We start from the raw sequence: 17,996 nt of genomic DNA, 5'->3' as shown, positions 1-17,996 counted from the left end.
TCAGTCCCCGTCGTTCCACGGTTCGTCCCATTCGTTGTCGGAGAAGGCGAGGGTGGTGGCGCGCGCCTCGATGAGGCTGACGAGCTGCTGCGCGATGCCCGTCCAGGTGAAGAGGCTGCGGGCCTTGTGCGCGCCCATCCGCGAGAGGCGGGCGGAGAGGCGCGGGTGCTTGAGCACCTTCACGATGGAGATGCCGAGGTCCTCCGGGTCGAAGGGGTCGGCGTAGAGCGCATGCCGGCCGAAGGTGACGGCGCGGTAGAGGCCGCCCTGGGTGGTGACCACCGCCGGGGTGCCGCAGGCCATCGCCTCGATGGCCGTCATGCCAAAGGGTTCGTAACGGCTGCTGAGCACGAAGACGTCGGCCGCCCGGTAGTGATCCGCCAGGTCGGCGTCGGCGATGAAGCCCGCGAACTTCACGCGCTCCGCCAGGCCGAGGGTGCCGGCCTGCGCCTGGAGGTCGTCGAGGAGCGCCTGCTCCTTGGCGTTCGGCTCAAGACCGCCGACGGCGAGGTGCAAGACGGCGTCGGGCAGGCGGGAGGCGACGATCGCAAAGGCGTTCAGCAGCAGGTCGTAGCCCTTGTTGCGGGCGAGCCGGCCGATCGCGAGGATGACCCGGCCCCGGAAGCCAAGCCGGGTGCGGACGGCCTCGCGCGAGGCGGCGCTGACCGGAAAGAAACGGTTGTCGTCGTAGCCCGGCGGGATCATGGCCACCTGCGCGGCGGGGGCGCCGTAGTCCTTCACGATCATGTCCACCTGGTCGGGCGTGGTGGCGATGACCTGGGCGCAGGTGCGGTAGAGCAGCCGCTCCTCCTTGATCCGTTGGGTGAAGTTATACTTCTGCTCGAAGTTCGCGACGTCGTCCGGGAAATCCTTTTCCATGAGCTGTCTTTTCCAGGCGCCCAGCGAGTGCGGGGTGTGCACATGCGGGACGTCCAGTGCCTCGGCCAGGCGCTGGGTGGCGAAGCCGGCGTCCCAATAGTGGCTGTCGAAGAACTGGTATTGGAGGGCGTGCTTTTTGATGAAGCGGAGGGCGTGCTCGGCCCATTCGCCGAGGTGGCGGACGAGGTATTCCTTGTCGAGGAAGTTGCGGCCGCCGCACGGCACGCGGAGGACGCGCACGCGGTCGTTGACCACGTCGATCTCCGGCTGGTCCTCGAAGCGGCGCGTCCAGATGTCGACCTCGAAGCCGAGCTGGGCGAGTTTTTTGGACAGTTCGAGGACATAGACCACCTGGCCGCCGGTGTCGGCCGCCCCCAGCGGGGGTTCGGCGGCGACGTAGCCGTGGGTGGAGACCATGCCGATGCGCGGTAACGCAGACTCAGGATTCAATCCTAGCATGATGGTGATGGATTTGGCCCCCGCCGGCTGAGTCGCCGGCGGCAGCGGGTTGGCGTTGACGCGGCCGGGACCGCGGCCCCGGAGGTTCCGGGGCGGTGACGCCGTCCGTCTTTCTCGCCGGGTGCACCGGGGGTGGCTCGGGCTGGAAGGGGCGGACGACCCCGTTTCACCGACAGGCGCGGCGGCGGGAGGTGCCCCATTATTTCCCGGCGCGGGGCACTTGCCTCCCGCCGGACGGCCCCGCAAAGTGCCGCCATGCCGCCGTCGCGCCAGACCATCCTCGTCGTGGAAGACGAGGCCGCCATCGCCGAGACGATCGTCTATGCGCTGGCGACCGAAGGTTTTGCGCCGGTCTGGAAAACCACCGGGCGGGAGGCGCTGGCGGTGCTGGCGAAGGAGCCGGTCGCGTTTGTCGTGCTCGACGTCGGCCTGCCCGACATGAACGGCTTTGATGTCTGCCGCGAACTGCGCCGGCGGCACGCCGTGCCGGTGATTTTCCTGACGGCCCGCAGCGGCGAGGTGGACAAGGTCGTTGGGCTGGAGCTCGGCGCCGACGATTATCTGGCCAAGCCCTTCAGCCCGCGCGAACTCACGGCCCGCATCCGCGCCGTGCTGCGCCGGAGCAACCCCGACCGGGTCGGGGCCGGGAATGCGCCGGCCGGCTGGACGCATGACACGGCGAAGTGCCGGATCAGCTTCCGGGGGAAACCGCTCGACCTGACCCGCAACGAATACCGTCTGCTTGGCGCGTTGCTGGCGGCGCCCGGCCGGGTGTTCAGCCGCGAGCAGCTGATGACGGCGGCGTGGGACGATCCCGGCGCTGCGCTCGACCGCACGGTGGACGCGCACATCAAGATGCTCCGGGCCAAGCTCCGCGAGGCCGGGCCCGAGGCCGACCCGATCGTGACGCACCGCGGGCTGGGTTATTCGCTGCGGGAAGCATAAGACCATGCACGGCAACGGACCTTCTACACCAAGGCCGCAAAGGTCGCGAAGCCGGCCTGCATTTCAACAGACGGATCCTTTGCTGCCTTTGCGGCCTTGGTGTAAAATCAGATTGGTCGTATTCCTGGCATGAAGATCCGCACGGCGATCTTCTCCGTCTACGTGGGGGCGACGCTCATCGGGTTTGCGGCCGTGATGGCGCTGGTGCTGCGCGACGTGCGCTTGCGCTACGTGGAATCGATGCGGCGCACCTTGGGCGACACGGCGGCGCTCATGGCGGGCTTCGCCGCGCCCGGCGCGCCGGGCAACGATTGGGCCAAGCGACTGGCTGCGATGCCGGCGCAGCCCAACCTGCTCCGGGTGTTTGCCTGCGACCGGACCGGCCGCGTGCTGTTCGATTCGGCCGGGCGCGACGTGGGCCGGACTTATGCCTGGACGATGACCGGCGGCGGCCGCGTGGCATCCGAGAATTACACCGTGACCAACGTAGCCGAGGTCGGCAACGAGCTGCGGGTGGCGGCGCCGGTGCGGCGGGAAGGCGCCCTAGTGGGCTGGGTCGGAGTCGGTCGGCCGCTGGCCACCGTGGCCGAGGGCATCAGCCACGCCCGCTGGCAACTGGTCTGGTCGGCGGGCGCGATCGGCCTCGTCATGGTGGTGGCCGGCTGGTGGATCGCCGCGCGCCTGACGCGTTCGCTTGAGCGCCTGACGGCCTACGTCCGGAATGTCCGGGACGGTCGCGGGCCTGCGCCGCCCCAATCGCGGGCGACGGAGATTGCCGAGCTCAGCCGCGCGTTCGAGGAGATGCGGGACGCGCTCGAGGGCCGGCAGCACGTCGAGCGCTACACGCAGGCGCTGGCCCACGAGGTGAAGGCGCCGCTGGCGGCGATCCGCGGCGCGGCCGAATTGCTGGACGAGGCCATGCCGGTGGAGCAGCGGCAGAAATTTCTCGGCAATATCCGGAGCGAGTCGGCCCGCATCCACCGGATCATCGACCGGCTGCTCGAGCTTTCGTCACTCGAGGCGCGCAAGCAGCTGCGCCAGACCGAAACCCTGTCCGCCGGCCGGGTGGCCGCGGAGGCGGTCGACGTGGTGCGGCCGGCCGGCGCGGCGCGCGGGATCGGGTTGAAGCTCGCGGCCGGGGGCGAGACGACGATCCGGGGCGAGGCGGTCCTGCTGCGCGAGGCGCTGGTCAACCTGCTGCAAAACGCGCTGGAGTTTTCGCCGGCCGGCGGCGAGGTGACGCTCACGGTGCGGCCGGGACCGGGCCGGGTGGAGTTTGTGGTCGAGGACCGGGGACCGGGGGTGCCGGACTACGCGCTGGCGCGGGTGTTCGAGCGGTTCTATTCGCTGCCGCGCCCGGGCTCCGAGAAAAAGAGCACCGGTCTCGGGCTGGCGCTGGTGCGCGAGATCGCCCACCTGCACGGCGGCGAGGCCACGCTCACCAACCGGCCCGACGGCGGGGCGTGTGCAACGCTATGGGTGCCGGTCTCCTGAGGGATTGCCACAAAAAGGCACAAAAAACACTGCGGGCGGATGAGACCTGCAAGGCGCCTATAGGCGCGCGGTGGAATTCCGCTGTCGGCCGAAATTATCTTTGTGCCTCTTCGTGGCCAATGATTCGAATGAATTCCCGCCGATTTCATTCGGACTTCACACTGGCTTCACACAGGCCGGGCAGGATGGTGGCATGGATACCGCACAATTTGTCCCTTCCCCCTGGTTCAAACGCTGGGGGTGGCTTTACCGGCCGGTGCACCCGCTCGGTTTTGTCACGGTCCTGGCCGCCCTCGCGTTCGTCGCCCAGGTCTTCTTGGCCATCGACCGCCAGTCGCACTCGGTCAGCGACACCCTGTATCGCTTCTACACCTACGCGGCGCCGACCTTCCTCGGCCTGATGTGGATCGCGTCGCGCACCAGCGATGAGAACGGGGGTGGTCGATGAACGCCGAACCTCCCGTCATTTCCGCTCCAGCCCGGAGCCGCAGCCAGGTAACCGTCAAACTGCTGCTGATCGGCATCCTCGTGCTGCTGCTGCACGTGCCGCTCAACCTCGTCAACAACCTGCGGCAGGAACGCAGCGCCAACCGCGAGGCCGCCCACGCACGGCAGGCCGTGGCGGTGCTGGTCCGCGGCGGGGAGGACCGCCGGGTGGCCGCCCCCGAGCCGGACTACAATCCCGCCGTCGCCGCGGCCGAGGGCTACCGCATGGTCGAGCGCTCGCTCAAGCACAGCGTGTTGGTGCTGACGCTCGTGTTCACGGCGTTCTTCCTGTTCGAGACCCTCGCGGGTCTGCGGTTGCACGCGGTGCACTACGGCCTGGTCGGCGCGGCGCTCTGCCTTTTCTACCTGGCCTTGTTGGCGCTCGGCGAGGTGCTGACGCCGGGCTTGGCGTATGTCGGCGCCGCGGTGGCGTCGTCGCTGCTCATCGTCTGCTACAGCATCTCGATCCTGCACAGCTATGGCCGGGCCTCCTCGATCGCGGTGCTGCTGGCCGTCGAGCACAGCGTGCTCTACGTGGTGCTGCGGATGGAGGACTACGCGTTGCTCGCCGGCACGGCGGCGCTGTTCGCCGCCCTGGCCGGGCTGATGTTCTTTACCCGCAACGTCGACTGGTTCGCCCAGGAGGCGGGCAAGGAGGCCGCGCCTTAAAGCTGATTTCTCCCGCCCGCGTCGCGGGCCAGGGAGTTGTGCGACGCCGGCCGGTGCTCTTGAAAAGCGCCGGCCGGCCCAAGCCGGAAACAACATGAATCCAACTCAACCCGATCCACCGTCGCCGGCGATCATCAAGGATGCCCTGAAGTTCTGGGAACTGGGCCGCCTCGGCTACAACGCCGTGCTCGCCATCGTGACCGTGACGTGGGTCGTCCTCACCTGGCCGCATTTCGCGCCCGCCTTCACGTGGCGCGGCGGCCTGCTGCTGCTGGTGCTGGCGGCGATCGCCAACGTGCTCTACTGCGCGGCGTATCCGGTCGACCTGCTGCTGCAGCACACCGAACTGCGCCCGCTCTGGCGGCAGTGGCGCTGGCTGCTCTGGGTTTCCGGCACGCTGTTCGCCCTGATGCTCACCTGCTACTGGATTGCCGACGAAATCTATCCCTACGTCGAGGAGGCCACGCGACCGCTATGGTAGCATGCGGCCTAAAGCAGTGTCTGCTGGTTTGATCCGCGTGGACTTGATGGTGGAGGAAATGAGATCGTGGCGTTAAGAAACAGGCAGATTTAGGAACTCAGAGATTTTTCTTCCCCCGCTTGTATTCAGTGTTAGGTGTGCGGCGCGGCTTTCTGAGGAATTATAGACGACGATGTTTCTGTGATGCGGTAAATCCCACTCGCTGCCCTTTCGCGTGACAATAATGGTTGCCGCACCACTACGGGCTTTGGGAACCAGCACATCGTGAACGTAGGTTTTTGCTAGCTTGGCACTCAACAAGGAGTTTTTGACGGAGGCTGGTAAGTGGAAGCTTCTGGAGTGATAAGGATAAAGCTCTATGCAGGCTAGATTCCTGGAAACAAAGCGCAGTGCGTCTGTCCAGCTGAAGCGGCGATGCTTGCAAGCCGCCATAAGCACCTTGTCTAACTTTGCGCTCCAATATCGATAGCCACCGGTCCAAGCGAATCGCGGGTTCAGACTAATCATCGGGAAATCATTGGGATGAATTCTCTGTCTCAAGGAATCTACTAGGGCTGATCGAAAATCTGAACAATGTGTTTCCGAGTAATAGTCCACTTCACTGAATCCAGGATTCAGCATCAATATGAAGACTTTGGCGCTTTGGAGGTTTCCCACAAAAGGGACGGGTATCAGCCCCAAATGCAGCATATGCGCTTTCTCCGGCTGAGAGAAGTTGGGATCGGCAATGTAGCTGTCAAAACTTGAGTATTGATGGACAAGAGATCTGCCCTTGTAGGGTTCGAGGAGTTTTTCATCTCCGTTAAGAATGTTGCTCCCCTTTCTCGGGGAGAATCGATTCCACGCCTTGAGGAGCGGATGATGAGCCTTCACAGCAGCGTCTGCTGATCACCCGTAACGGCTTTCAGCCCGATGGCGCCGTAGCCCTTCGCCGTGAGGATGCGGCCCTGCGCCGTGCGGGCCAGGTATCCTTCCTGGATGAGGAACGGCTCGTGGACTTCCTCGAGCGTCTCCGCCTCCTCGCCGACGGCGATGGCGATGGTGCCAAGGCCGACGGGGCCGCCGGCGTAATTCTCCGCCATCAGGCGCAGCACGCGCTTGTCCATCTCGTCGAGGCCGGCGGCGTCGATTTCTAAAAGTTCGAGCGCGGCGGCGGCGACGGGCTGCGTGATCCGGCCTTGGGCTTTCTCGGAAGCATAGTCGCGGCAGAAATTGACGAGGTTGTTGGCGATGCGCGGCGTGCCGCGGGCGCGCTTGGCGATTTCCTGCGCGCCGCCGTCGTCGAGCTCGACCTTGAGCAGGCCGCAGCTGCGGCGGACGATGCCCTCGAGCGTGCTGCGCTCGTAGTAGTCAAGGCGGGTGTTGAGCGTGAAGCGCGAGCGCAGCGGCGCGGTGAGCAGGCCGGAGCGGGTGGTCGCGCCGATGAGCGTGAACCTCGGGATCGAGAGACGCACGCTGCGGGCGTTGGGTCCCTGGTCGATCATGATGTCGAGGCGGAAGTCCTCCATCGCGGAGTAGAGATACTCCTCGACGGTCTTCGGAATGCGGTGGATCTCGTCGATGAAGAGGATGTCGCCCTCCTCCAGGTTGGTCAGCAGGCCGGCGAGGTCGCCCGCTTTCTCGATGACGGGGCCGGAGGTGACGCGGACGTTGCGGCCGAGCTCGTGGCCGAGGATGAAGGCAAGGGTGGTCTTGCCGAGGCCCGGCGGGCCCGAGAGCAAAATGTGGTTCAGGGCCTCGCCGCGCCGCTTGGCGGCGCCGACCATGACCTTGAGGCGCTCGACGGTCTTGGGTTGGCCGGCGAAGTCGGCGAACGAAAGCGGGCGCAGCGCGGCCTCGGCCGGCGAAACGGGGGACGTCAGGGCCGTGGTGAGAAAGTCGGAGCCCTTGGGGTTGGAGTCGTTCTGAGCCATAAGGTGTTTCCGATCCGATTACACAGAGGGCACAGAGCCTGACGCACAGAGGACAGGGAGGCTGTGCAGCAAGTGGCGGTTTAGTCGGAAACGACTCATTAAACAGGGAAGGGGTTTTTGCTCTGTGAACTCTGTGGGCTGGGCTCAGTGATCTCTGTGAAATGGATCAGAATCACTTCCACTCCACTTCGGCGCCGAGGCTGCGGAGGTTCTCCACGAAGTTCGGGTGGGCGCGCTTGATGGTGTCGGCGTTCTTGACCACCGACTTCCCCGGGATGCTGGCGGCGACCATGTAGAGCGCAACGGCGGCGCGGATGATGTAAGGCGCCTCGGCGTTGGCCGGGCGCAGCGGCTTGGCGCCGAAGACCGTGATGCGATGCGGGTCGCTGACGACGATGTGCGCGCCGAACTTCGACAGCTCGGACATCCAGGTGAAGCCGCCCTCGTAGACCTTGTTCCAGAACATCACCGTGCCCTCGGCGCGGACGGCCAGCGCGATCATGACCGGCAGCAGGTCGACGGGGAAATACGGCCACGGCGCGGCCTCGATCTTCGGCAGCAGGTTCGAGGTGAAGGGCTCGGTGACGACCAGCTTCTGCTTCTTGCGGACGAAGGCGGTGTCGCCGTCGTATTCCACCTTCACGCCCAGCTTGGCGAAGGAGCGGTTGATGAGATCGAAGTGCTGCGGCACGGAGTTTTTCACGCGCACCTCGCCGCCGGTGATGGCGCCGAGCGCGAGGAAGGTGACGACCTCGTGGTGGTCGGTGTTGATGGTGAACACGCCGCCCTTGAGCTTCGCCACGCCGGTGACGGTGAGCTGGCTGGTGCCGAGGCCGGTGATCTTCGCGCCCATGGCGGCGAGCACGGCGCAGAGGTCCTGCACGTGCGGCTCGCTCGCGGCGTTGAGGAGGACCGACTCGCCCTCGGCGAGGACGGCGGCCATGACGAAATTCTCGGTGGCGGTGACCGACATGTAGTCCGGCCAGTGGCGGGCGCCCGTGAAGCGGCCCTTGAGCGACAGCTTCAGGTCGCCGTTGTGCGTCACCTTCGCGCCGAGTTTTTCGAGGATCTCGAGGTGCGGATCGAGTTCGCGGATGCCGAGCGAGCAGCCCTTGGCGTTGGTCGGCAGCGTGATCTTCTTCATGCGCTGCAACAGCGGCGCGAACAGCAGGACGGACGAGCGCATGCCGGCGGGCAGCTCGCCGTTGAGGCGGCCGGCGTCGAAGGCCGAGTGATCGAGCGCGATGGTGCCGGCGGCGCGGTCCCACGCGACCACCGAGCCCTGCTCGGCGAAGAAGTTCACGAGCTTCTCGACGTCGGTGATGTGCGGGACGTTGCGGAGGACGACCTTGGCGTCCGTGAGCAGCGTCGCGCAAAGAATGGGCAGGACGGAGTTCTTGTTGCCCGACGGTGTGATGGTGCCGCTCAGGGGTTTGCCGCCGTGGATGATGAGATCGGACATCGTCGGAAAGTGTGGGAGCCTGCTTGCAGGCGAGGCCTTGGTCGTTCGCGGCCATGGTCGCCTGCAAGCAGGCTCCTACAACCGGCAAAGAAAAAGGCGTCCGCGGAAGCGGACGCCTTTGAATCGATTCGCGCGGGGCGCGCGGAGCAAGGTTTAAGTGGCTCAGATGCCGCCCTGGCGGCTGCCTTCGCCGCCGCCGCCGGAGCGCTCGCCCCGGAAGCCGCCGCGACCACGGCCACCACGGCCGCGACCACGGCCACCTTCGCCGCCGCCCTGATAACCGCCACCCTGGCCGCCGCGATTGCGGCCGCCCCGGTGACGACGCTGGCCGCCTTCGCGCTGGAACTCGCCGTGGGCGCTGGGCGCCGCGGCGGGTTGCGGGGAGGAAGAACCGCCGAAGAGGGACTTCAGCCAGCCGAAGAAACCGCCGGATTTGGCGGGAACCTCCGCGGAGGTCTCGAGGGCGCGCTCGGGAGAACCATGGGCCGGACGATCGCTGCGTTCGGGACGCTCGCTCCGCTCACGCGGGGCGCCGCCGTAGTTGCGCGGGGTGGGCACATAGGTGTGGCCCGGGCGCACATAGAGGAACTGCGGGGGAATCGAGGCGATGTCCACCGGCTCGTCGGCCGGACGCTCGCTCCGCTCTTCGCGGCGCGGACGGTCCGAACGGGGCTCGCGGGCGGGCTTGAAGCCTTCGCTCTCCCAGGTCTGGGCGGGCGCGGTCTTTTGCTGGGCCGGCTCGAGGATGTTCAGTTCCGCGGGCTCGTCCTGGTGGACGGGAGCCGCGGTCGGAGCGACATCGGCCACGGGGGCCGAATATTCGCGGGTGGGAGCCTCCGGGGCGCGCGGAGCGCGGACCGGGGCGGGGGTGATGGCGAACGGCGCCGGTTCAAACGGCGCCGGAGCGGGAACGGACGCCGCCGGCGTTTCGGCCGGGGCGAACGGATTCTGGTATTCACGCGGAGCGTTGACGACTTCGATGGCGGTCGGCGTGTATTCAGCGGCGGCCGCGGTGGAGGCGGCGGGACCGGCAGCCGGGCGTTTACCGCGGGCGAGGCCCGAGCCACGGGTGGAGCCGAATGTAGGGAACGCGGCGTCAGGCGCCGGGGTGGTCGCGGTGGCTTCGGCAGGAGCACCGGACGATTCTGTGGAGGACATGTCTATCTATGTTGTTGGTTTGAAAGCGCCTGCCAAGGGGTGGCGGCGCGGGTAGTGGATGCCAGCCGGAGCTCGAAAATCTTGCTCAACAGCGGCAATAACGCGCCAACGTCGGTTATTCACAGCAGCAGGGCAACTTAATTTTCCCGGGCGGCGGGCTTGCCAGCCGCCGGAGGGGCTCCCACGCTCCCCAACCATGGACAAACTTGAGGAGATCTTTCGTATGCAAGATGCGCTGAATAAGCGCATTGGAGTGAATCTGCCCCCGCCGACCGACGAGGAAAAGGCGAAGTGGATCCTTAATTATACCCGGGCCATGCAGCAGGAGACGGCCGAGCTGATCGACAGCGTGCCATGGAAGTGGTGGGCCAAATACCAGAAGTTCGACGAGCAGAACGCCAAGGTCGAAGTCGTGGACCTTTTCCACTTCCTGGTATCGCTGGCGCAGACCCTCGGCATGACGCCGGACGATGTCTACCAGGCCTACGTGAAGAAGAATGCCGTGAACCACCAGCGGCAGGAGAGCGGCTACGTCAAGAAGGACGAAGCCGACTCGAAGCACATCTGAGGCCGAGTGGGGCGAAGGTGGAACGCGGCCTCGGCACGCGTTTTCAAAATTCGTGGGTGACGAAACCCGTCTGGAAGCCGGGTTCCACCTCAATTCCATTCCAAGACGAGAAGCGACACGCCCTGCCGCGGGAGCTTGAACTCCAGCGCGGCGTATTGCTTGGGATCGGGAGCGACGGGCGAGCCCGTCGAGCTGGCCGAGGAGCTTCTGGTCGTCCTTCATCGTGGCATAATTCGGCTCGTCGGCGCCGAAGTAGCGCCAGAAGGTGCGCAGCGGTCCGGCGGTTGACGCGGCGCCGACGTTGATCGTGACGAGAAATGCGGCCGGGGCGGTTTCGGCAAACGCCGGACCGACAAGCAACGCGGCGGCCAGGGTCAGGACCGGATGGGTTTCATGGGCGGGGTCCGCCAAGCCAAGCAGGCGTCGCGCGGCGTGCGAAGCCAAAGTGTTCTTGCAGTTGGAGCCGTGCGACCTGACTTACTGCCAGTCGAGCGCTATCTTTTCTTGGGACGTGTCAACTCGTTGTATTTATTTACGTCAGCTTGCGCCCCATCCATATCGCCGGAAAGGGATCTCAGGTTGGCGCGGTCCTTGTAGTATCGGGCATCTTCAGGTGTCAGCCGGATAGCTTCATCCAAGTCCGTCAGTGCGGCCTCCACGCGCGAGGGATTCGAGGTGTCGGCAACCTTGACCTCGCTTCGCTGCCAATAGGCTTCCGCGTGAGTGGGAAAGAGTTTTATGGTTTCGTCTGCGCGAGCGAGTGCTACGGACAGGCTTCCCATAAGGCGCAAAGTATAGACACTCCAGACATAGGCCTCCGGCTTGTCCGGGCTGAACAGCAGGGCTTTGTTGAAATCCGCCAGCGCCCCTGGGTAATCGCGCGTGTGAACGCGGGCATTGCCACGATACATATAGCTTTCGGATTGTGCGGGCTGCAGTTCGATCAGTTTATCAAAATCGCGGATCGCCGATGCATGGCGATCGGTTGCTGCCAAAAGCTTCCCGCGCATGACGTAGTAGTTGGCCTCAGTAGGCTGCAACCGAATGGCTTCGGCGTAATCGACCAGTGCCCCAATGGTGTCGCCATTTTTCTCTTTGGCCATGCCTCGTAGAGCATACCCGTTGCCCACATTCGGATGGAGTTCGATAATCCGATCCAGCACGACGATGGCTCCCATATAGTCGCCGCGTAGGTATTTCTCTTGGGTCTTTTGCAGCAAGTCGGTCGGGATTTGTGCGCGACCGCATATTGCGACGAGGGTAAGAATGGCCAGGTATTTGGGTGAGATATTCATGGTGCCCCTTTCACACCACCGCCACGAAGGTGCCGGAAAACTCGACGGCGGGCTTGCCGTCCTTGCCCTCGACGACGGCCTCGAGCTCCATGCGGGCCTTCTTGTGGCGCTGCAGGTCGCGGATGAATTCCTTCACCACTGCGGCCGGCGGGCGGATGCAGATGGCGCGGAGGGTGCCGGTGACCGGGGCGCGGTAATAAGCCTGGCTGCGCTTCACCACGACGTGGCCATCGATGCCGGCCTCGCGCAACAGCGTCCAGAGCCCCGCGTAGCAGGCGAGGGTGGGCAGGGCGTGGAGCGAGCCGCCGAACGCGGTGCCGAGATGGTTCACATTCCGGTCGAGCGGCGCCTCGAGCACGAGCCGCCTGGCGTTGCTCTCGGCGACGTGCAGGCCCATGGCGCGCGTCAGCGGGATCTTCTCGTGCAGGAAAGCCTCGAGGCCTTTCGCCGACATACTTTCGGGAACCAGATCGCTCATGAATGGAAGAAAGGGATTACCACGGAACACACGGAATACACAGAAAGGTTTTGGCCACAAAAAGGCACAAAAGTGCACAAAAAGAAAGGCCCCTTGCTTGAAGATTTTTCGTGCGTTTTTGCGCCTTTTTGTGGCCATGGAGTTTTTCGCTTTCGGGGGATCCGGCGCACAGCAGGGCAAAAGACACAAAAACGAGCCGGCCTGTCCGGAATCGCCTTGGTCGTTCGTTGTATTAATGAACCCTCCAAAAAATCATGACGCACTCCTCCCAATATCTCCTGCTCCTCCACCAGCCCGGCACCGGTCCCGGCCCCACGCCGGAGGAGCTGCAAAAGATCATGGCGCGCTTCGGCACATGGATGGAGGGACTCTCCGCCAAGGGCATCGTCGCGGGCACCAACGGGCTCGAGCCCACCGGCAAGGTCCTGCGCGGGCCGGGCGGCGCGGTCATCACCGACGGACCCTACGCCGAGGCGAAGGAGATCGTCGGGGGCTACATCCTGATCAACGCGGCGAGCCTGGACGAGGCGGTCGCCATCGCCCGCGGCTGCCCCGGACTCGACCACCGCCTCGCGGTGGAAGTGCGCCCGGTGAAGCCGCGATAACATCAAGCCCGATCCTTTTCACCACGGATTGCACGGATCAAAAGAGAACGAGAACTTCATCCGTGTATATCCGGGTCATCCGTGGTTAAAAAGATCATGGATTGCCGGCCTAACTGCGGCGCGTGCTGCATCGCTCCCTCGATCTCTTCGCCGATCCCCGGCATGCTGCACGGCAAGCCGGCGGGGATTCCCTGCGTGCAGCTGCGGCCCGACATGCGGTGTGCTCTATTCGGAAAGCCAGAGCGACCGGCCGTGTGCGTGAATCTCCGACCTACGCAAGAGATGTGTGGGACCTCAAGAGAGGGGGCCTTGGACTATTTGCGCGCCTTGGAGCGCGCCACTTCGGTGGAGCAGGGTAGGGGGTAACTCGCGTTCGCCAGGCAAGGGGTAGTGGGTCAGTTTGATGGAGGTCGGGCTTTATGCCCGGCATACCACGCGGTCTGTCGGGGATAAAAAACCCCGACCTACAACAGCGAACAAACCAAACTGCCCCGCTATCAGGCGAGGCCTGGAATGGACAAAACGTCAAGTTCATGGCTTTCTCGGCGGGCTCGATGACGAGAAAGGCTTTCAGTGCGGCCTGCCTTCTGGTGCTGTTTCTAACAGCGTGCGTTCATGCGCCGCTCAACAAGATGCTCACCCCGGACGCGGCGTCGAACCAGGTCGGGTTTGTCCCGCGTCCGCCACAAGCGGATGACGACGGTGTGGTAATCATGTTATTTTTCTCCGGGGGCGGCACCCGGGCCGCGGCCTTCTCTTACGGCGTGCTCAAGGAGCTCTCGCTGACCCCGGTGCCAAATTCCCGGCCGCCGCGCCGGCTGCTCGACGATGTGGAGGCGGTGGCCGCGGTATCGGGCGGGAGTTTCACCGCCGCCTACTATTGCCTGTATCATGACCGGATTTTCGAGGACTACGAGTCGCGTTTCCTCAAGAAAAACGTCCAGGGTGCTCTGGCGTTGCGCGTGTTGAATCCTTTTACGTGGCCCAAGTTGCTGTCGCCTTACTACGGGCGGAGCGACCTGGCCGCGGAATACTACGACAGTCATATTTTCTCCGGGGCCAAATTCGGCGACCTGATCAAGGCCGGAGGCCGGCCCTACCTCGCCATCAATTCGACCGATATGGCCACGGGCGAGCACTTCATCTTCAACGACACCCGCTTCGGCCTGATCAGCTCCGATCTGAATGACTATCCCATCGCCCGGGCGGTCGCGGCGTCCTCTGCCATCCCGCTGGTCCTGACCCCGTTGACCGTGAAAAACTATGCCGGTGCACCCGGTGCGGCAAAATCCGATTTCCTGATCCGGAAACCGGACGCGGCCCAGTTGTCACATCGGGAGAGGCAGGTTCTCGGCATCCTCCATTCCTATGCCGACGCGAAGAACCGGCCATACATTCACCTGGTTGATGGCGGATATGCGGACAATCTTGGCCTGGAGAGTCTCCTGGATGATGCCATCGGCGTCGGCGGCATAGCCAAACTTCTCGCCCGGGGAGGCATGCGCCAGCCAAAGCGCCTGGTCGCAATCGTCGTAAACGCCGCCGCCTTCCGCGGGGAGGAATGGAACAAGCGTGAAGCCGTTCCCAGCATCCTGACGTCAATCCTGACCCTGGGGGATCAGTCGGGAGCGCGGGCCGATTACCAGGAGCTGGAGGATTTTCGCGATGCCTTGGAGGACTGGAAGAAAAGCGAACGGGAGAAACAGACCCCATCGGATATCCCGCCCGACTACTATCTGATTCACGTTGGATTCGACGCCATTCGGGACAAGGAGGAGAAGTCCTTTTTTCGGAGCCTGCTGACCACCTTCAATCTCCCTGATGCCACGGTCGATCGGCTCACCGCCGCCGCCGGTGAAATCCTGCGCGATTCGCCGGAATATCAGCGGCTTTTAGCCGACTTGAAAACGACCCGCCGATCGGATTAGGCGGGCCGTGTTCCAACATGACGGGCGATTCCCTCAAGGCTTGGCAGATTCGACGCCCCGTTCGCGTCCAATGGCAGCGCTCTGTGCCAGTGTCGCCAACCCGGAGAACCCAGGCGCGATCCAGGCAGGGCCTTCCTTGAGCCCAAGGGAATTCATCGAAGCGTAACGCGGCGCGGCATGATATGCGGTGCTTGAGCGAGACGGGCCAAAAAGATATATTGGAAACACATAGCAAGCCGGCGGAGATTCCCTGCGTGCAGCCGCGGCCGGACTTCCGCCGCGCGCTGTTTGGCAAACCCGAACGCCCGGTGGAGGGTGCATGAGCCTGCGTCCGACGGAAAGCATGTGCGACACGAAGCGAGACGAGGCGCTGGCTCATCTCGCCGGACTTGAGGGGGCGACGCACCCCGATGCGCGGTCTTGACTTCACCCCGACGGGTAAAATCCTGAATGCCCATGCGGAAGGCATCGCGCACATTGCTTGCCGGGGTCGTCGGGCTGATGCTTTTGACGGTCGCGCGGGCGGCGCCCGACGCAGCCCCGGCCCAGGAACCGGCGAACGCTTGGAGCGAATTGCGGGAGAAAACCTTCAACGTGGTCTGGGAGACCGTGAACGAGTCCTACTACGATCCGCAGTTTGGCGGCGTCGACTGGCCGGCCATCCGCGAGAAATACCGCGCGAGGCTGCCACAGGCCGCCGACAAGGGAGCGTTGAACGGATTGCTGATGGGCATGCTGGGCGAATTGCGGCGCACGCACTTCTCGATCCTCCCGCGCGGGATGGCGGTGTTCACGCCGGAGGAACGCGGGCGCAACGGCACCTCGCTGGTGGACGTGATCTATACGGAGGGCGGAGTGGTGGTCAGCACGGTGAGGCCCGAAGTGACGGCGGCCGTCCGCCCCGGTGACCTGGTTCGCGCGATCGACCAGGTGGAACTGGAGTCCCTGGAAAAACAATTGCACGCCGCCAACGTGACCGACGAGCGCTGCGGGTTATACCTGACGCAGCTGGTCAAGAGTCGGCTGCGCGGTGCGGTAGGCACCAAGGTGCGGCTGCGCCTGCAGGGGCTGGACGGGAAGGACCGCGAGACGGAGCTGACCATCGTGCCGCAGGAGGGCGAATGGTCAGAGCCCATGGGCGACTTCCCCTCGTTCCCCGTGGAGACGGTCGCCGAGGCCAACGCGGAGGACCGGCTCGTTTACCTGCGGTTCAACGTGTTTGCGCGGCAGGCCATGAAGGAAATCCGCACCGCGTTGAACGCCGTGCCGCCCGACGGGGGGCTCGTGATCGACCTGCGCGGCAATCCCGGCGGCATCACGCTCATGGCCGCGGGGATCAGCGGCTGGCTGAGTGACCGCACTTTTCTGCTGGCCACGATGCACATGCGGCAGGGGCACATCGGGTTCACCGTGAGCCCGCAGCCGCGCGCGTTTCTCGGGCCGGTGGCGATCCTCATCGACAGCGATTCGGTCTCCACCAGCGAAATCATGGCCGCCGGGTTGCAGGAGGCGGGGCGCGCCCGCATCTTTGGTGAACCCAGCCCGGGCGCCGCGTTGCCCTCCGTGTTCAAGGCCCTGCCGACGGGCGATCTGTTTCAGTATGCCATCGCGGATCTCCAAACCCCGCGCGGGATCCTGATCGAAGGACATGGGGTCATCCCGGACCAGATCGTGGCGCGCACCCGGACCGATCTGGCGGCCGGCCGCGACCCCGTGTTGTCGGCGGCGCGGCGCTGGCTTGAGGCCCAGCGCCACAACCCCGAGCCCCGGCCATGAACCGGCGGGTGTCCGCATGGCGCCTCGCCGGGCTGCTGTTAGTCGTGACGCCCGGAGTCGCGCAGGAAAAGGCTCCGGCCGCCGATCCCGCGGCCGGCGCGATCATCACCCGCTGGCTGGAGGCGCTCGGCGGGGCGCGGAAAATCGCGCAGCTGACGACGGTGGATTATCACTGCCAGATTGACTTCGGGAACGGCCAGCCGCCCTTGGAAACCGAGGTCCGCGCCGATATCCGCGCGGGTTACCGCTACGACTACGTGCTGCCGCGCTACGGCCGGCTGACCCAGGCGTTTGACGGCCGGCAGGCCTGGCAGCGGAATGCCGAGCTCGGGTTCGGGCAGTTGTCGGCCCAGGATCACACGATGAACCTGTCGGCGCTCGATTTCCGGGCGCCCGCCTACACCTTCCAGTATTTCCCGGTGCAAAAGCGGCTGCCGGACGAAACCATCGACGGCCGGAAGCTGCAGGTGGTCGAACTGGCCGCCCAGTCAGGAGTAAGGGCCAAGTGGTTTTTCGATCCCGAGACCGGCTTGCGGGTGCGCCTGGAGGCGGACGTTCCCGGCGGGCGCATGGTGGTGGAGTGTTCGGATTTCCGGACGGTGCCCGGCATCGGGCTCAAGGAGCCCTTCCGGGTCAAGCGAACCCTGGGCGGCCGGACGACCCTCGTCATCCTGCGCGACATCATATATAATGAAGCGACGGACCGGGAACTGTTCACCCCGTCCCGGGCGGCGATGGAGGACGACCAGCAGGTGGAGCGTCTCATGCAAAACAACCGCCTGCTCATGGGGCAGGAGGCGATGAAACAGGTTCAGACCCGCGTGACCCGGGAATTGGTCGAGATCACCACATCCGGAGTGAAGCTTTCGGCCACGGTCTCGCAGAAGCGGCCCAACCTGATGGTGGTGGAGCGGGAAACGCCGGGCATGGGTCCGTCCGCTGAGGGTTACAACGGCCAGGTGGGCTGGGCTTGGAGCGAACTGCAGGGCTCGCGCACGCTGCAGGGTGCAGAACTCCAGCAGCTCCTCGGCAACGCGGACCTGGAGGGTCCGCTGCGCCTGAGCGAACAATGCCCTTTGCGGCGCATGCTGGAGGAAAAGGAGGACCATGGCCGGCGCATCGTGGGCATCGCCATGGCGACCCTCGCCGGCCCGGTGGGGAACTTCTATTTTGACGTCAACACCTCCGACATCGTCCGGGTGGAGAGCTTCATGCAGGCCGGCCCGGACGGGCAGCTGAAGGTCACCGCGGATCTCTCCGATTTCCGCAAAGTCGATGGCGTGAGGCTGCCCTTCCGCACCATCATTGATAATCCCGCGATGCACATCATCACGACGATCGAATCCGTGCGGCACAATGTGCCGCTCGACGACGCGATCTTCCAGCCGCGCAAGGACTGA

At 64.9% G+C, this 17,996-nt stretch carries 18 protein-coding genes; 11 read left to right on the top strand and 7 right to left on the bottom strand.

Going from position 1 to position 17,996, the window contains the following annotated elements; translation table 11 throughout:
• Positions 1-1,296, bottom strand: a complete 1,296-nt coding sequence (locus BLU29_RS04480) for a glycosyltransferase (RefSeq protein ID WP_231962310.1) — start codon at positions 1,294-1,296, stop codon at positions 1-3.
• A gap of 297 nt (positions 1,297-1,593) precedes the next feature.
• Between BLU29_RS04480 and creB the strand changes: the two genes are divergently transcribed.
• The 5 genes from creB to BLU29_RS04455 all read left to right on the top strand — a co-directional run bounded on the left by creB (position 1,594) and on the right by BLU29_RS04455 (position 5,413).
• Positions 1,594-2,283, top strand: coding sequence for a two-component system response regulator CreB (gene creB, locus BLU29_RS04475; protein ID WP_091055465.1), 690 nt, complete (start codon positions 1,594-1,596; stop codon positions 2,281-2,283).
• 129 nt (positions 2,284-2,412) lie between these two features.
• On the top strand, positions 2,413-3,777 hold the full coding sequence (gene creC, locus BLU29_RS04470; RefSeq protein ID WP_091055463.1) for a two-component system sensor histidine kinase CreC: 1,365 nt from the start codon (positions 2,413-2,415) through the stop codon (positions 3,775-3,777).
• Positions 3,778-3,970: 193 nt separating this feature from the next.
• Complete coding sequence (locus BLU29_RS04465; RefSeq protein WP_157693620.1) at positions 3,971-4,225, top strand: hypothetical protein; 255 nt, start codon at positions 3,971-3,973, stop codon at positions 4,223-4,225.
• Positions 4,222-4,932 (top strand): inner membrane CreD family protein, encoded by a 711-nt coding sequence (locus BLU29_RS04460; RefSeq protein ID WP_091055460.1) that lies wholly within the window; start codon positions 4,222-4,224, stop codon positions 4,930-4,932. The genes BLU29_RS04465 and BLU29_RS04460 overlap by 4 nt, the downstream gene beginning before the upstream one ends.
• Before the next feature lie 94 nt (positions 4,933-5,026).
• A complete protein-coding gene (locus tag BLU29_RS04455; protein ID WP_091055459.1) occupies positions 5,027-5,413 on the top strand; it encodes a hypothetical protein in 387 nt (128 codons plus the stop codon).
• Positions 5,414-5,485: 72 nt separating this feature from the next.
• Here BLU29_RS04455 and BLU29_RS17875 read toward each other — a convergent pair whose 3' ends face one another.
• From BLU29_RS17875 to BLU29_RS04440, 4 genes are all read right to left on the bottom strand, one after another.
• On the bottom strand, positions 5,486-6,286 hold the full coding sequence (locus BLU29_RS17875; protein ID WP_157693619.1) for a hypothetical protein: 801 nt from the start codon (positions 6,284-6,286) through the stop codon (positions 5,486-5,488).
• Positions 6,283-7,326 carry a Holliday junction branch migration DNA helicase RuvB gene (gene ruvB, locus BLU29_RS04450; protein WP_091055457.1) on the bottom strand — a complete coding sequence of 348 codons (1,044 nt, stop codon included), beginning with the start codon at positions 7,324-7,326 and terminating at the stop codon, positions 6,283-6,285. Before ruvB ends, BLU29_RS17875 begins: the two co-directional genes overlap by 4 nt.
• A 172-nt stretch (positions 7,327-7,498) precedes the next feature.
• Positions 7,499-8,788: a UDP-N-acetylglucosamine 1-carboxyvinyltransferase gene (locus tag BLU29_RS04445; RefSeq protein WP_091055456.1), complete on the bottom strand. Its 1,290-nt coding sequence runs from the start codon at positions 8,786-8,788 to the stop codon at positions 7,499-7,501.
• A 162-nt stretch (positions 8,789-8,950) separates the two neighbouring features.
• On the bottom strand, positions 8,951-9,946 hold the full coding sequence (locus BLU29_RS04440) for a hypothetical protein (RefSeq protein WP_091055454.1): 996 nt from the start codon (positions 9,944-9,946) through the stop codon (positions 8,951-8,953).
• Positions 9,947-10,142: 196 nt separating this feature from the next.
• On the opposite strand from BLU29_RS04440, the gene BLU29_RS04435 reads away from it, so the two are divergent.
• Positions 10,143-10,514: a dUTPase gene (locus BLU29_RS04435; RefSeq protein ID WP_091055453.1), complete on the top strand. Its 372-nt coding sequence runs from the start codon at positions 10,143-10,145 to the stop codon at positions 10,512-10,514.
• 494 nt (positions 10,515-11,008) lie between these two features.
• On the opposite strand, the gene BLU29_RS04430 is transcribed toward BLU29_RS04435, so the two are convergent.
• Both BLU29_RS04430 and BLU29_RS04425 read right to left on the bottom strand, forming a co-directional pair.
• Positions 11,009-11,809, bottom strand: a complete 801-nt coding sequence (locus BLU29_RS04430; protein ID WP_091055451.1) for a tetratricopeptide repeat protein — start codon at positions 11,807-11,809, stop codon at positions 11,009-11,011.
• Between the two features lie 10 nt (positions 11,810-11,819).
• The gene (locus tag BLU29_RS04425) at positions 11,820-12,287 is read right to left on the bottom strand and encodes a YiiD C-terminal domain-containing protein (RefSeq protein WP_197677764.1); all 468 of its coding nucleotides are present in this window, start codon (positions 12,285-12,287) and stop codon (positions 11,820-11,822) included.
• A gap of 254 nt (positions 12,288-12,541) precedes the next feature.
• Between BLU29_RS04425 and BLU29_RS04420 the strand changes: the two genes are divergently transcribed.
• The 5 genes from BLU29_RS04420 to BLU29_RS04395 all read left to right on the top strand — a co-directional run bounded on the left by BLU29_RS04420 (position 12,542) and on the right by BLU29_RS04395 (position 17,996).
• Positions 12,542-12,892: a YciI family protein gene (locus tag BLU29_RS04420; protein WP_091055447.1), complete on the top strand. Its 351-nt coding sequence runs from the start codon at positions 12,542-12,544 to the stop codon at positions 12,890-12,892.
• 96 nt (positions 12,893-12,988) lie between these two features.
• The gene (locus tag BLU29_RS18790) at positions 12,989-13,258 is read left to right on the top strand and encodes a YkgJ family cysteine cluster protein (RefSeq protein WP_091055446.1); all 270 of its coding nucleotides are present in this window, start codon (positions 12,989-12,991) and stop codon (positions 13,256-13,258) included.
• A 167-nt stretch (positions 13,259-13,425) separates the two neighbouring features.
• Positions 13,426-14,820 (top strand): patatin-like phospholipase family protein, encoded by a 1,395-nt coding sequence (locus BLU29_RS04410; RefSeq protein ID WP_157693618.1) that lies wholly within the window; start codon positions 13,426-13,428, stop codon positions 14,818-14,820.
• Between the two features lie 456 nt (positions 14,821-15,276).
• The gene (locus tag BLU29_RS04400; protein ID WP_172830203.1) at positions 15,277-16,596 is read left to right on the top strand and encodes a S41 family peptidase; all 1,320 of its coding nucleotides are present in this window, start codon (positions 15,277-15,279) and stop codon (positions 16,594-16,596) included.
• An 8-nt stretch (positions 16,597-16,604) separates the two neighbouring features.
• Entirely contained in the window at positions 16,605-17,996 is a 1,392-nt protein-coding gene (locus BLU29_RS04395) for a hypothetical protein (protein ID WP_157693617.1), read from the top strand.

It is taken from the genome of Opitutus sp. GAS368 (assembly GCF_900104925.1).
In the GTDB taxonomy this organism is placed as follows: domain Bacteria; phylum Verrucomicrobiota; class Verrucomicrobiia; order Opitutales; family Opitutaceae; genus Lacunisphaera.
This window is presented reverse-complemented; position numbering and strand designations above follow the sequence as displayed.